Source organism: Paenibacillus hemerocallicola (genome assembly GCF_006265175.1).
Lineage (GTDB): Bacteria > Bacillota > Bacilli > Paenibacillales > NBRC-103111 > Paenibacillus_AB > Paenibacillus_AB hemerocallicola.
The window spans coordinates 65,793-80,100 of record NZ_VDCQ01000026.1 but is presented as its reverse complement, the minus strand read 5'-3'; the positions used below and the strand labels follow the sequence as shown (position 1 = coordinate 80,100).

Sequence of the window (14,308 nt, the reverse complement as noted above, 5' to 3'; positions counted from 1 at the left end):
ACTCCAATGCGAAATAAAGCAAAAAGCGTTGTTTTTAGGCAAATTTCAATCCCATTTACAAACTTTTCGGACATTCTCGTGCAGCGGAAAACCGTTGCTCGACTTCTCTCGGCGGGGCAAGCATTTCATTCATGATCTGGCGGATTTCACAATCGAGACAATTTGCTCGGCGGGCTGTTGTGCCTGCAATTTTAATCGGATGATCGAATCCTTTTTGGAATCAATCCAGCCTTCACGGTTGTCCAATATACGCACAGCTTCCTCGGCGAAGGCCCGAGAATCAAAACCGTCAGTGGAGGCTGCGGCTTTCATTCCGAGTCGTTTAAGAAACTGATCGATCTTCGGATCATAGGAAATGCCTATCAGCGGAACTTCTTGGGAAGCCGCATAAATTAACGAATGGAGCCGCATACCGAGCAAAATATCGCAGCCGCTCACTTCCGCCAGCATATCTTGCGGGTGAACAGCATTCTCGATCATATCCATATCGGACATTCCAGGCATCGTTCCAATGCGATCCATCACATAACGAGAAGCTTCTACGTCGTCCGGCAAGTGAAATGGCAAAAATCTTATCTTAACCGGACGCTGCTCCGCGATTGTCCGCAGCGACTCAGCAAGGCCATCCAGTTCCGAGCGGTCTCGATTCCAAAACCGTACCGAAACGCCGACAATCGGCCTCTCCTGCCTGGACAGTACTGTACCTTCCTTTAAAGGGAGTCCCATGACCGGATCGGGCACTACTTCTACCCGCCCCTTTACTATACCCATTTTTCCGAGAAGCGACTCGGATTCTTCATCGCGAACGGAAATATACTCGCACTTGTTGAAGACGTTTCGAATAAACGGGTAAAACAGCTTCCGGCTTACCGGACCGATACCTTGCGCATATATAAAGGTAGGTTTCCGGTAAAACTGGGCCAGCTTCAATATCGCCAAATAATACGGAATCGTTTTCAGTCCGGTTGCATCCTGCAGCAAGCTCCCTCCGCCGCTAATCAGTCCGTCGCACTCGTGCAATGCTTTCTTAACGTCAGAAAGACGCATCCGATGAACGGCGGAAACGCCATATACGCGGGACGTTTCCTCAGGCCTTATGGAGAGAACGACAGGCTCGATCCGTATGCCTTGCCGTTCTCCTTCCGCTCGCAGAGCGAACAAAATCGATTGAAGTACCGCTTCGTCCCCGCTGTTTCCGAACCCGTAGTAACCGGATAAGGCTATACGTTTCACTTGGGTGCCCATCTTCGCCATCCCTTCGCGAGCAATTCCCACACCGCGACGTACGCCAAACTAATGACGATGCCCAATACGATGCCTAATCCGATTCGAATAAACGAAATGTACAGAGGCGTGTGCAAGTGCGCAAACGTATCGATGATCGATAGCTGGCCCATTACCGCGCCGGCGAACAGGTAGATCGCATTGCGGTGCTTCATGAACAAATATGCCGCGAAAATAAACAACGGATGCGCGAACACAAATTCCTTGAAGCGGGGGCGAACGCCCAAGCCGTTTTCCAAATACGTGCGGAACAACTTCTCCATCTGGGAGGCTTGTCCCTCGTTTCCGGTGCGAGTCAAGTAATAGTAGATCGTGCCGCCGAATACAGCGGCCAGTACGATCCACAATACCGTTATTTTGGCGAACAAAATCGCCCGGAGCCGCTGAAGCAAATCGCTCAGCTTGATTGAATCGGCAAACAGTAGAGCATATATACTTACAAGCACGATTGGAAGCAAATGAAGCATGGCTACGCCGCGATACTGTTCTAGCACCAAATAATACGTAATGCCGCTCAACAACGCTACGACATACATTACGCCTACTATCGTCAATACCGTAGCACCGAGGAAAACAACAAGCGCACGGCCCAATCCCGAGCCTTCTCCGTTACCTTTTCTACTACGTGTATATCGGATAGCCAAAATCGTCGACAGCGTCGGAGCGCAAACCCCTACCCCGAAGGCCATCGCCTGCAGTGCAATCGAGCTCGACAGCACGTACAAGCCCAATACGCCAACGGCGCCAATAACGAAAGAGGCGGAAACGATCGCCGGGATAAACAGTCCGATCGTCAGTGCGATTAACGCCGCACCGGCTACTAAAAGCACCAGCTTCAACGGCTTCCAAGCTTCGCCGTGCAAAACGAACGCATGTGCCTCGTCAATGGTGTACCCCAGCTTTTGGATTCTCGCTACCGCGCCTTCGGAAGGCGCTTCTTCAGGACCGGTCAAGCTGCCGATGATGTTGTCGAGGTAATCGTTTATATATCCTTTTTCCATATCTTTGGCCGCTCTCGTATTCAAGAACAGCATCCTCAGATTGCGGTCCTTGACGGCCAGCACGAGCTTATCCGCAATGACTTCGGGCTTCAGATTGGCCTCCGTTTCGTACAAAGGGAAAAGTCGGACGACATTATAGTCCAGCTCTTTGACGAAAGAAACGTTGAAGCCTTTCTGCGGTGCCTTCAGCCGGTCGATGATGGCTGCGCCCATTTTGTATTTATTCATGAGCTCGGCAGTAAGTTTAACGTTATCTTCGTCCGGTTCCTCGTCATAGCCGGTTACGGCGTTTCCGTCGAAGACGATCCGCTTAATGTCGCGCTGACTCAATTTCCTCAGCAAGCCTTCGAGCTCTTCTTCCGTATACGGCTGCATCCGGTTCGATAAACGGGCCACTAGGCGGAAGCCTTGGGCTTGCAGCATGTCCATCGTAATCGGATCCGGCTCCAACGGCTTCGTGTTCGCTTCCTCATACGGGACATTGATAATCAGACCCGGACGGTTGTTATACGACCACGAGCTGACGCCGATCTTCAATCGTTCCTTGTACGATTTCTCGATAATGGGTTGAATCTTGTCCCTCGCCTCTGTGCTCGTGAACAGCAAATACGTGTTGTTCTCTCCCGAGGTTAGCGGCTTGCCGGTCAACAACGAATATTCTTGAGGCGTATACACCTGAATGCGTCGACTGTTTTTTAGCTCGTCCAGAGAACTTTCATAGACGGCCATACTGCCGATGCCCGCCTCCTTCATGGTTTTCAACGAATCTTGGATATAAGATTCGGGATTCGGCCGATAGGCGGACGCCTCGAGCAGATCGCGATAATCGAACACAATCTCTACATTTTTCGTGGACCTTTCCGTCTGTACCCGTTTGTAGGCGAGCGGCAGCGATGCGATCAGCCCTAGCACAACCAACCACCAAAGCCATTTTCGCAGTCGCTCATTCACCGATAAATATCGCTGAAGCAAACCATTCACTCCTTGTTACGTGTCTTGTATGTTCAAAGCCTGGTGAAAACCCGGAAAACCTCTTTGACTTCGCATCGGCGGCACGGGCTCGTGCGAGACGACACGCGGTCAAAGAGGCAACGTATCCGTTATTGAATTTGATCGACCCGGGACATGACCGAAACCCGCAGCTGTTCCAGACGCTCTCCCGCATCCTCTACGGAAGATCCGCGAACGGCGAAGTACATTTTGATTTTGGGCTCCGTGCCCGAAGGACGAAGGCAAAACCACGAATCGTCCGCAAGCGTGTACTTCAGGACGTTTTCGACAGGTAGACCGTCTATTCCTTTCGAGTAATCCTGCACGCCGACGACCTGTATGCCCGCCACCGAAGCCGGAGCATTGTTGCGCCAGTCTTCCATGATCCCTTTGATTTGTTCCAAGCCGTCCTTGCCCTTCATCGTGCGCGATTCCAGCTGCTCCCGGAAATAACCGTATTTGCCGTACAGCTCCTGCAGAACGTCATAAAGCGTTTTGTCTTGACTCTTATAGTAGGCGGCCGCTTCGCATATCAGCATCGAAGCGAGCACCGCATCCTTATCGCGGCAATAGGTGCCCGCCAAATATCCGTAGCTTTCCTCGTATCCGAATAAAAAGCGGTACTCGCCCGTTTTCTCGAACTCGGTCATTTTCTCGCCGATATATTTGAAGCCGGTCAACGTGTTGATCGTGCTGACACCGAAGCTACGGGCAATAACCGCACCCATCTCGCTCGTTACGATCGTTTTGATCAATACCCCGTTGTCCGGAAGCTCGCCGCGCTGCTTCAAGCTATCCAAAACATAATACGCCATAATGGCTCCGGACTGATTGCCGTTCAGCACGATAAAGTCGCCTTGATCGTTCTGTACGACCGCACCCATCCGATCGCAGTCGGGGTCCGTTCCGATAATAATATCGGCTTTCGTTTCTTTGGCCATACCGAGCGCGAGCGTAAACGCTTCCCGCTCCTCCGGATTCGGAGATTTCACCGTCGAGAAATTCGCGTCAGGCTTTTCCTGCTCCGGAACGACGTGCACGTTGTCGAATCCGATCCGTTCGAGTACGTTGCGCACGGACAAGTTTCCGGCTCCATGCAGTGGGGTGAATAAAATATTAAACCGATCGCTCATCCTCTTCACCGTATCCGGATGCAAGCTGACTCCCGATACCGCATTTACGAAAGCCTCGTCGACTTCGGAACCGATCCATTGCAGCAGCTCCTGTGCTTCCGCAGCGCTTCGCTCCAGCCGCTTAATCCCGGACAGCTTATCAACCGTGTAGATTTCCGCCAGCACTTGCTCGGCGTCATGCGGCACGAGCTGGCCGCCGTCGTTTCCGTACACCTTGTATCCATTATATTCGGGCGGGTTATGGCTCGCCGTTACGACGATGCCCCCCGCGCAGCCCAAATGACGTACGGCGAAAGAAAGCTCGGGAGTCGGACGAAGCGACTCGAACACGTAAGCTTTCACGCCGTTGCCTGCCAACACCAAGGCGGCCTCGAGGGCGAACTCCGGCGACTGGTTGCGCGAGTCGTAAGCGATGGCGACTGATGACGGCCGTCCTTGAGCCTGCTTCTTTATAAATTGCGCCAAGCCCTGCGTCGCTTTGGCTACCGTATACCGGTTCATCCGGTTCGTACCCGCGCCGATTACGCCGCGCAGCCCGCCGGTTCCGAATTCGAGATCGCGGTAAAATCGGTCTTCCAGCTCTTTATCATTGGTTTGCAGGGACGCAAGCTCGTGTTTCGTTTCTTCGTCGATCAAAGGATCCTTCAGCCAAAGCTCGTATTGCGCCAACGCACGCTCAAGACTCAACGCTCATCTCTCCCAATCTCATAGTGATAGGCTTAATTTCACCCTTGCAACTTACGGATTCGCCAACGCGAACATGAGCTCGCCTTCGGCAACAACCTTCTCCCCGACCTTGGCCACTCCGCGTCCTTTGCCGATCGTGCCTTTCATCCGGGTAATTTCCATCTCGAGTATAAGCGTATCCCCAGGTCTGACTTGATCGCGGAAACGGAACTCGTCGATACCGGCGAGCAGTCCGATTTTGCCCCGGTTCGCTTCCGAGCTGAGCATGGCCACGGCCGCCACTTGGGCGAGCGCTTCGGCGATCAATACGCCGGGCATAACCGGATAGCCGGGAAAATGACCGACAAAAAACGGTTCATTGATCGTCACGTTTTTCAAGCCGACGGCGCGTACTCCCTCCTGCACCTCCAGAATGCGATCCACGAGCAAAAACGGATACCGATGCGGTATCGTTTCCTGTATTTGCTTACTATCCATCATTGACTTCGGCCCCTTCCACGTCACCTGCATAAAATAATGCGAATTAACTTAAACTAGTGGATGTCCCTTCACGACCTGCAGTAGTGAAGGTTGATATAAGGGAGCATAGGTGGAAGGACTCCGATATAGTCCTATACATATGCTCCTTTTTATATTTCAGTAAAATCTTATTGACTGAGCGTATCGTTTTTCCGGTTTAAAGCCAGAAACAGGATGATGTAAATAATGGACGTAACGAACGAAACGCCGACTACGAACCAGAGATAGGCAATCGCAAACGAAAAATCGAAAAAAATAAACAAAAAGGCAAAATAATACAATACCGTCGTCAGCTTGCCCAAACTGTTGGCCGGAACCGTCTGTTTGCCGCGGAAGTGAAAAAATGCGGAACCGATAATCATGCCTGCGTCGCGAATAAACATGGCTACCGCCACCATCCAGGGGATCATCCCGGACACCAGCAGCGAAATAATGACGGTCAGCATCATGCACTTGTCGGCAAGCGGATCGAGCATGGCGCCCACTTGCGTAATTTGTCCCCGCTTGCGGGCCAAATAGCCATCCAATACATCGGTAACCCCTGCCAATACGACGATCAAAAAAGCCGTCTTGAGTTGGTTTGTAGTGAAAAAGACGACGTAGATCGGGATCAACCCAAATCGACATAGCGTTAAAAGATTTGGCAAGTTCACCCGTTTCGCTCCCCCGGATTGTACTTCCACACCTATCCATTATACCGTTGTTACCTCAAAAATAAAACTCCCCGATCCGGGGAGTTCAGGGAGTTGCCGTGATAGCGATTGTCGGATTGTCAAAGTAGCATGACCGCATATAAGCTCGACTTGATGGTAAAGTCACTTAGTTGTTAGCTGGCAAAGACAAGATCGAACAAATGCTTCCACGTACTCCATTCCCAAACGTCCGCCCCATCTTTGCCGCCGATATACACGTACCCGAGCCATAAGCCGCCGAGAAGAGCCACGAGGCACAATACCGGGACGAGCAGCGTTCTGAGCAGCCAAATCAATATCCGAACCCATCGCCGTCTCAGCTTGGGTTTGTTTTTCGCTTTGGCCTGTCCTTGCGGTTTAGGACGGACACTGGTTTCTTTATCATTCATTACGGGCCTCCTCGAACGTCGAATTAGCCGCGGAGTGAATTGGCCAAAGACATCATGTTGTCGGCTGAAGTCAGCGCTTTGGCGTTCAATTGGAACGCCCTTTGTGTCAGCATCAGCTCCGTCATTTCTTCTGTCAGGTTGACGTTGGATTGCTCCAAAAATCCTTGCTGCACCTTCACCTTCGCCGCTTCCGGATTCGCTCCGTCAAAAGCTACTACCCGCAGCACTTCACCGAGCGCGGGATCGATCGCATCCGGAATCGTATACATGTTATCGCCTATGTTCTGCATCAATTGGGGACGCACGACTTGAACGAGCTTGAGACTTCCAGCTTGTACGGGCGGCTGATCCGGCAGAAGATTGTTGTATGCCACAACGGTCCCGTCGGCATTAACCTGGATCCGGTGATAGTTGGGAACGCGAATCGGCTGGTCGTCCGTTCCCATAACGAGATGACCTTCCTGTGTAGTCAAATAGACGTTTTCCAAGTCCCCCGGCTGCGCCTTCAAAGAGAAAGCCCCATCGCGCGTCCATGCGGTCCGCTGCCCGGCTTGTCCATTCTCGTCTACGGAAGGAATGGTTATTTCGAACAATGCATCGCCTTCGATTGCCAAATCGGTCGGCAAATCGGTCTGCTGGAGCGACCCTTGGGCCATCAGCGTCTGAATCTGGCTAAGCTTGGCTCCCCAACCTTGGGTCAACCCGAGCGGCGACAACCGTCCGACTTGCTGGAACGTATCAGGCTGCCTCATCGTCGTCGTCAATACATCGTGGAATGTAGCTTCTTTCCGCTTAAAGCCTGTCGTATTGATGTTGGCCATATTGTTCGCGACAATGTCCAGCTTCTGCTGAAGACCTTGCATGGAGACGAGCGAATTGATCATCGAATGGTTCATGCGTTACCCCTCTTACACTCTTCCGATTTCGTTCACGGCTTTTTCCATGCTTTTATCGTACGCTTGGATTACTTTCTGGTTGGCCTCATACATCCGCGTCGCTGTCATAATGTCTACCATAGCCTGAGTCGGATCGACGTTGGAGGTTTCCACGAAGCCCTGCTTCACTTCAACGTTGTCGGCGACGGCTACCTGCGCAACCGTCCCTTCGTCGTCCGGCTCCAAACGGAACAACCCCGTCCCTTCAGGGATCATCCGGACCGGATTGTCGACCCGGGAGATCAGCAGCCGGATCGGGTTTCCCGCCGCATCGAGGAGAGCTTGTCCGTTCATGGAATCGAGCAGTTGTCCGTATTTGTTGACCGTCACGTGGGTGATCGGAATTTGGGTCGCCGGATCGAGCAGCACGATCGGCTGCCGATTGTCCCCGAGAACGCGGAATCCTTCCGCCGTGACAAGCTCGCCCAGCTCATTAACGCTGAATTTGCCGTTACGCGTATACCGTTCCACGTCATCTCCGGCAGCTACCGTGAAAAAGGCTTGGGGCTGGAATATGCGCTGTCCGTCCGCCGTAATCGTCTTGCCCCCGTCGAACCGGAGCCCGTCCACTTGAATATCGGAAACGATAGCGAAATCGAACGGATTGGCCGTTTCGCGGATTTCTCCTTGGACATTGACCGTTAACGCTTCTTCCGCCAAAACACCCGTGTTCAGTCTGCCTCTGTTCGCCACTTCCATCCCCGGCTTCCCTTCCAGCAGCTCGATCAGCATTTCCGGGAATGAACGGGAAACCGCTCGGCTCTGCTTGAATCCGGGCGTGTTGATGTTCGCGATATTGTTTGTTATCGTGTCGTGCTTGCGCTGCTGCGACAGCATGCCGGCTGTGGCGGTATACAGTCCTCTTAGCATGGGAAACCTCCTGGAACTTTTCGTAAGAAAAGTCTCTACGTAAGCATATACTGAGCTTTTTCTCCGAAAAAGCGGCTATGTAAGCAGAGGCTAAACTCCTCTTACCTTATATATCGGTACGGTTACCCGAATTTTTTCTTGGATACTTTATCCAGATTATCCAACATGATGCCTGTGCCGCGCACGACGCAGCTCATCGGATTCTCGGCGATTAGCACGGGAACCTTCAATTCGTCGGCGAGCAGCTGGTCGATGCCGTGAAGCAATGCCCCGCCCCCGGTCAAAATGACGCCGCGATCGATAATATCGGCCGACAGCTCCGGCGGAGTACGCTCAAGTACGACTTTCGCCGCGGAAACGATTGACGCCACGCTTTCAGACAACGCTTCCTTCACTTCATCCGATCGAATGGTCACCGTGAGCGGCAGGCCCGATACCATATCCCGGCCGCGGATGTCCATCTCCTCTTTGCGCAAATCGGAATAGACCGTTCCAATCTTCAGCTTGATATCCTCGGACGTACGTTCCCCGATCAACAGCTTGTACTTCGATTTGATATATTTCATGATCGCGGCATCGAACTTGTCCCCCGCAATCTTAATGGAAGAGGAGGTTACGATGTCGCCCATCGACAATACGGCGACATCCGTTGTCCCTCCGCCAATATCGACAACCATGTTGCCGCTAGGCTGGAATATGTCCATTCCAGCCCCTATAGCCGCGGCTTTCGGTTCCTCTTCCAAATACACTTCCCTCGCTCCGCTCCGTTCCGCAGCTTCGCGAATCGCCTTTTGCTCCACGGAAGTGATGTTGGCTGGCGCGCAGATCAGAATTCGCGGATGACTGAACCAACGTTTCCCACCGATTTTCAAAATAAAGTGCTTCAGCATGAGTTCGGTTATTTCAAAATCGGCAATGACTCCGTCCTTCAAAGGGCGAATTGCCACAATATTGCCCGGCGTACGGCCGACCATCCGGTGGGCTTCCTCGCCAACGGCGAGAACCCGTTTCGTCTCGCTCTCGATCGCCACGACGGACGGTTCATCCAACACGACGCCGCGCCCTTTGACGTGAATCAAAACATTGGCCGTACCCAAATCGATTCCGATATCTTTGCTAAACATCCTGCATCCTCCCGGGAACATTACGAAACCATGTCCGCGTCGCGATTTTTCAGTCGCGCACGAACGTTCCGTACGATACCTACATACACATAAGTATACTTAATTCGACAGTTTTTTCAAAACTCCTCTTTTTCCATCACTGGTTTGCTCAAAGTTTAACCGATTTCTGTACAGCGTCAACACCTCACGGAGAGGGACGGGTATAGGTTCTGGTGCGAGGTGCCCGGTTATCTGACTGTAACCAGATGATCGGCGGGCTTTTGCTGACGGGTGCGTTTGTATTTGACCTTCGTGGCTTCTCCTCCTCTTAAATGCCGGATCGACTTGTGGTATTCCAAAATCAGCTTTACTTGGTTGGCCAGCTCCGGATTGATCTCGGGCAGCCGCTCCGTCAAATCTTTATGAACCGTGCTTTTCGAAACTCCGAATTCCTTGGCAATCGTGCGCACCGTTTGCCTGGTCTCCACAAGACTGCGACCGATCTTGATTGTACGTTCTTTGATGTAATCGTGCACGCCCCTCGCCTCCCTACTCGAGTTGGTTTGGTACAGTATATGAGGGGCAGGACCATATATTCTTTGTTTCCAAGCCTGACAAGCTTGCCTGTTCAATTATTTTTGCGAAAAAGACAAAAAAGCAGAAGGCGCGCCCTCTGCTTTGGCCTTGCTATGTAAGGTTTGTTCGGCTTATTTCTCGCCGATAAGCGATTCCGGATTTACCGGAACTCCATTTTGCCGAACCTCGAAGTGGACATGCAATCCCATATCCTTCTCCAGCTCGTTGCGCCCGGCGATCGCAATAACATCGCCCTTCTTCACGTCTACGTCCTTGGCCACCTTCACGTCGGACAAGCTTTGGTAGATCGTGACGGTACCGTCGTTGTGCGTAATTTCGACCAGTTGACCGACGACCGGGTCTTTCTCCACTCTCGTCACTTTCCCGCTCATGGCGGCCATTACGTCGAACGGCTTGTCGTCCTGACGGGCGAAATCGACGCCTACGTGCGGAGTCAGCGTGTCACCGTACTCGATCATCGCGGCTTGACGAACTTCATTGGAAGACTTGCTGTCAAAAAACTGCATCAGCACTTCAACTTCGTTGCGGTCTTTCACCGGCCATTGCATCGTTTCGGCGTTGGCTGTTACGGCGAGCGCTCCCGGTTTGTTCGTGGCGTCAGTGACGGTTTGCGTCTTGGCAACGTCGAGGCCCAACTCGGCTTCGGACAAATTCTTCACGCCCGAATCCGTGTAGACCCACATTAACGTTAAGATAATTGCCGCTGCTGCCATGTAAGTCGCCGGGAATACCCATTTTTTTGCCATCAGTCGTTTCCATCCGGAAGATTTTACGGCTCCATCGGTCGATTTTGGAGCACTTTCGGTTTGCAACTCTTTTTCTTTGTTTTGATCACTCATGTTATATCACCTCAGTCACCATTGTTGCCAGTTCAATAGGTTTTATACGTGAGGTGATAGAATAATTGTATCGAAGCGAGATTGCCCCCGGGAGCCCGCTTAAGCCCCCGGCTTGACGAACGAAGACACGTTCTCCAGCTCCACTCCCTGGTAGTAGTATTTGAGAATCGCCTCCGCATTTTTCCCTTCCTTCGCCATCCCGTTGGCGCCCCATTGGCTCATGCCTACGCCGTGTCCATAGCCGAATGTCGTAATTTCGATAGAAGACCCGTTCAGCTTCCATGTAAATTGAGAGGAATTGAGCTCCAGCTTCTCTCTAACCTCACGCCCCGTAAATGTTTTCCCGCCGACGGTAATCGTCTTGATGCGATGGCCGGCCGTCGTCGACAGCACCTTCAGGCTGCCGCTCTTCGCCAAGACAGGAACCGAACCGATGCCAAGGCGCTTGGCAAACTCCTGCAAGCTTAGCTTCGTCGTAGCCGTATATTTGGGAGATAGGTCTTTATCCCACGGACTCGGCACGCTGCGCAAATAAGGGATATAGTCCCGCCAGTACTCTTCCGAATTTTCCGTATATCCGTTGCTTGTCGAGAAGAAAGAGGCTTGGATCGGTTTATGCTGGTACGTAATGACGATACCGCTTGTTTCGTCAACCGCCCGGTTCAGCTTGTCCAAACGAGTCGCATAGTCGGCCCCCTCCCAATTGCGCTTCATCTGTTCTTCCGTCACGTACGCCTGATGTGCCACCGTATCGGTCACGATAGCCCCTTGTACCGGAACCTGCGAGGAGTCGCCATCAAGCCACCGCTTCACGATATAAGTTCGGGAGGCGATCGCCTGCGCCTTTAGCGCTTCAAGCTCGAACAGCGTGGGCATCTCCGCGGCAAGCACATTGCGGACATACGTTTCGAGCGGTACTTGGTCGACTCGCTGTTCTCGGGTCAAATAAATAGGGATGAGCAGCTGCTGTTGCTGCTGCAATTGGCTGCCGGTCGAAACGGTCTGTTCGGCAGAGTTGCTTCCGGACATCCGATTTACTAGAATACCCGGGACAAGCAAGGTGACGATCAGCAAAGCGGCAAAGACGGTGGCGGCAGGCAGCCAGGCTTGGGCGGATATACGGTTTCTCATCGTTTCCTCCATCATAGGTAGAAACTGTCGGCAGCAATGCCGCAACAGCTCCAAAGGTCGCATTCCTTCATACTCTAGCGAATCTTCCCTTTATCCTATGAGAGAAATAGAGAGGATAGAACTTTAGATCGTGCTCGCCAAAAAGAAGAACCGGCATCACTCCGAGAGTGAATACCGGTTCTTCTCCAAGCGGTGAAACCTGCTTACGCCCATGTAGGCTGTACCGTAAATATTTTCATTTCGTGATTCGTGACCGGCTCCATTTCCTCCGCGGGCTCGACACGACGAATATCGGCTCCCAAATCCCGCAGCTTCCGCTCAATATTCACGTAGCCCCGGTCGATATGGTGAGTACCGGTAATTTCCGTCTCTCCGTCTGCGGCAAGCGCAGCCAGTATAAGGGCCGCTCCCGCCCGCAGATCGGTCGCGCACACTTTGGCGCCGCGCAGCTTGGCGTTGCCGCTTACGATAGCGGTGCGACCGTCGACCTTGATCTGGGCCTGCATACTGCCAAACTGCTCCACATGCATGAAGCGGTTCTCGAAAACCGTTTCCGTCACGATTCCCGTTCCGTCGGACACCGTTAACAGCGCCATCATTTGCGACTGCATATCGGTCGGGAAACCGGGGTAAGGCAGCGTCTTCACGTCAACGGCCCGCAGCGGTTTTTCAATCGAGACGAGAAGACCGTTCTCGTCCTCCCCGATCGAGACGCCCATTTCCTGAAGCTTGGATATGACCGGTCTCAGATGGTCCGCAATCGCGCCTTCTATATATAACGTACTGCCGGAAATGGCAGCCGCGATCATGAAGGTTCCCGCTTCAATCCGGTCCGGTATTACCGTATGTACTGTACCTTTCAGGCTTTCGACCCCATCGATCCGGATAACGCCTGTTCCGGCGCCGCGAATGCGGGCTCCCATCGCGTTTAAATAGTTGGCCAAATCGACGATTTCCGGTTCGCGCGCGGCATTCTCGATAACCGTAGTTCCGTTTGCCAATGTCGCGGCCATCATGATGTTTTCTGTAGCACCTACGCTCGCTACGTCCAAATATATTTTGGCACCCTTCAGCCTTCCCTTGACTTTGGCCTCGATATAGCCTTGCCCCAGGTCGATTTCCGCTCCCAGAGCTTCGAAGCCTTTCAAGTGCTGATCGATCGGACGAGTGCCGATCGCGCAGCCTCCCGGCAAGGAGATGCGGGAATAGCCTTCGCGGGCGAGCAGAGGCCCCATCACCAGAAAGGAAGCTCTCATCTTTCGCACCCATTCATACGGGGCTTCGCAGGTCGAGATATGTTCGGCGTTCACTCGAATCGTCTCGTTATGATAATGGACGCGTACGCCCAAAGATTTCAATACGTGACTGATGGTCATCACATCATCCAGAGGAGGCGCATCATGTATGACGCTTTCCCCTTCGACCGCCAAAAGCGACGCTGCTATGATCGGCAGCACGGCATTTTTGGCTCCGCTGATTTTGACCCTTCCCGACAATCGTTTGCCACCGCGGACGATTATTTTGCTCATCTTGTTCCCCCTCCGCGTTTGTTGAGCGGTATCGACATTGGAAGCATGGGAAAAGTCCCAACGTCCAGTTTAGCATCCGTGCCATCGCCATAACAACTGTTAAATCGTGGCTGCCGACACACTCCAGCTAAAGGTTTCGTAACCGCATTTCATTTTGGAACCGTGGTGCTTCGTTGTTGCGAAAAGTTGTTAGTCCTGCAGTCCATTGTATTACCATTGTTGACAACATCCGACAATGTTATTCCATGGAACGATTCTAGAAATCCAATCTTTCGGCAAATGCCCCCGCACAGCTAAAACATTCCTTTCAGCATACGCGACCAATTGAAATAATCGAGTATGAACCGGGCTATTTCATAACCGAGTGCAACCGAAAGCAGCACCTGCAGCATTTTGGCGGGAGCGCTTTTCGGCTGCTTCAGGAACAGATCGAAGCGAAACTGCTGCAGCGCCCACCAAGACAGCCCGATGCAAACGAGCGCTACCGTAATCGATACGAGGCTCGTCATGCCCATAGAATAATCCAGTACGTCCGATGCGTCCATGTCCGTCACCTTTTTCCTAATGATTGATGGAGCCCCTTTTGGAAAGGGGCGCTGCTCCCGGCAA

General features: G+C 52.5%; 14 protein-coding genes. All 14 read right to left on the bottom strand.

The features are described from left to right. Positions 1–129 precede the first annotated feature (129 nt). The 14 genes from csaB to FE784_RS18980 all read right to left on the bottom strand — a co-directional run bounded on the left by csaB (position 130) and on the right by FE784_RS18980 (position 14,244). Positions 130–1,245, bottom strand: a complete 1,116-nt coding sequence (gene csaB, locus FE784_RS19045) for a polysaccharide pyruvyl transferase CsaB (protein ID WP_139603809.1) — start codon at positions 1,243–1,245, stop codon at positions 130–132. Further along, complete coding sequence (locus FE784_RS19040; protein WP_139603808.1) at positions 1,230–3,197, bottom strand: DUF5693 family protein; 1,968 nt, start codon at positions 3,195–3,197, stop codon at positions 1,230–1,232. Before FE784_RS19040 ends, csaB begins: the two co-directional genes overlap by 16 nt. A 188-nt stretch (positions 3,198–3,385) precedes the next feature. Then, entirely contained in the window at positions 3,386–5,095 is a 1,710-nt protein-coding gene (locus FE784_RS19035; RefSeq protein ID WP_139603807.1) for a phospho-sugar mutase, read from the bottom strand. 51 nt (positions 5,096–5,146) lie between these two features. Continuing rightward, complete coding sequence (gene fabZ, locus FE784_RS19030) at positions 5,147–5,575, bottom strand: 3-hydroxyacyl-ACP dehydratase FabZ (protein WP_139603806.1); 429 nt, start codon at positions 5,573–5,575, stop codon at positions 5,147–5,149. Positions 5,576–5,742: 167 nt separating this feature from the next. Then, positions 5,743–6,267 carry a CDP-alcohol phosphatidyltransferase family protein gene (locus FE784_RS19025; RefSeq protein WP_139603805.1) on the bottom strand — a complete coding sequence of 175 codons (525 nt, stop codon included), beginning with the start codon at positions 6,265–6,267 and terminating at the stop codon, positions 5,743–5,745. 173 nt (positions 6,268–6,440) lie between these two features. Further along, positions 6,441–6,695, bottom strand: coding sequence for a DNA-directed RNA polymerase subunit beta (locus FE784_RS19020; RefSeq protein WP_139603804.1), 255 nt, complete (start codon positions 6,693–6,695; stop codon positions 6,441–6,443). A gap of 23 nt (positions 6,696–6,718) precedes the next feature. Further along, positions 6,719–7,591 (bottom strand): flagellar hook-basal body protein, encoded by an 873-nt coding sequence (locus FE784_RS19015; protein WP_139603803.1) that lies wholly within the window; start codon positions 7,589–7,591, stop codon positions 6,719–6,721. A gap of 12 nt (positions 7,592–7,603) precedes the next feature. Next, positions 7,604–8,500 (bottom strand): flagellar hook-basal body protein, encoded by an 897-nt coding sequence (locus tag FE784_RS19010; protein WP_139603802.1) that lies wholly within the window; start codon positions 8,498–8,500, stop codon positions 7,604–7,606. 122 nt (positions 8,501–8,622) lie between these two features. Further along, complete coding sequence (gene mreB / locus FE784_RS19005) at positions 8,623–9,624, bottom strand: rod shape-determining protein (protein WP_139603801.1); 1,002 nt, start codon at positions 9,622–9,624, stop codon at positions 8,623–8,625. Between the two features lie 227 nt (positions 9,625–9,851). Next, complete coding sequence (gene spoIIID, locus FE784_RS19000) at positions 9,852–10,139, bottom strand: sporulation transcriptional regulator SpoIIID (protein ID WP_139603800.1); 288 nt, start codon at positions 10,137–10,139, stop codon at positions 9,852–9,854. A gap of 171 nt (positions 10,140–10,310) precedes the next feature. Then, complete coding sequence (locus FE784_RS18995) at positions 10,311–10,946, bottom strand: peptidoglycan DD-metalloendopeptidase family protein (RefSeq protein WP_342779116.1); 636 nt, start codon at positions 10,944–10,946, stop codon at positions 10,311–10,313. Between the two features lie 192 nt (positions 10,947–11,138). After that, entirely contained in the window at positions 11,139–12,170 is a 1,032-nt protein-coding gene (gene spoIID / locus FE784_RS18990) for a stage II sporulation protein D (RefSeq protein ID WP_139603798.1), read from the bottom strand. A 203-nt stretch (positions 12,171–12,373) separates the two neighbouring features. Then, positions 12,374–13,699 carry a UDP-N-acetylglucosamine 1-carboxyvinyltransferase gene (murA, locus tag FE784_RS18985; protein WP_139603797.1) on the bottom strand — a complete coding sequence of 442 codons (1,326 nt, stop codon included), beginning with the start codon at positions 13,697–13,699 and terminating at the stop codon, positions 12,374–12,376. A 293-nt stretch (positions 13,700–13,992) separates the two neighbouring features. After that, positions 13,993–14,244 (bottom strand): DUF1146 family protein, encoded by a 252-nt coding sequence (locus tag FE784_RS18980; RefSeq protein ID WP_139603796.1) that lies wholly within the window; start codon positions 14,242–14,244, stop codon positions 13,993–13,995. Between the last annotated feature and the right edge of the window lie 64 nt (positions 14,245–14,308).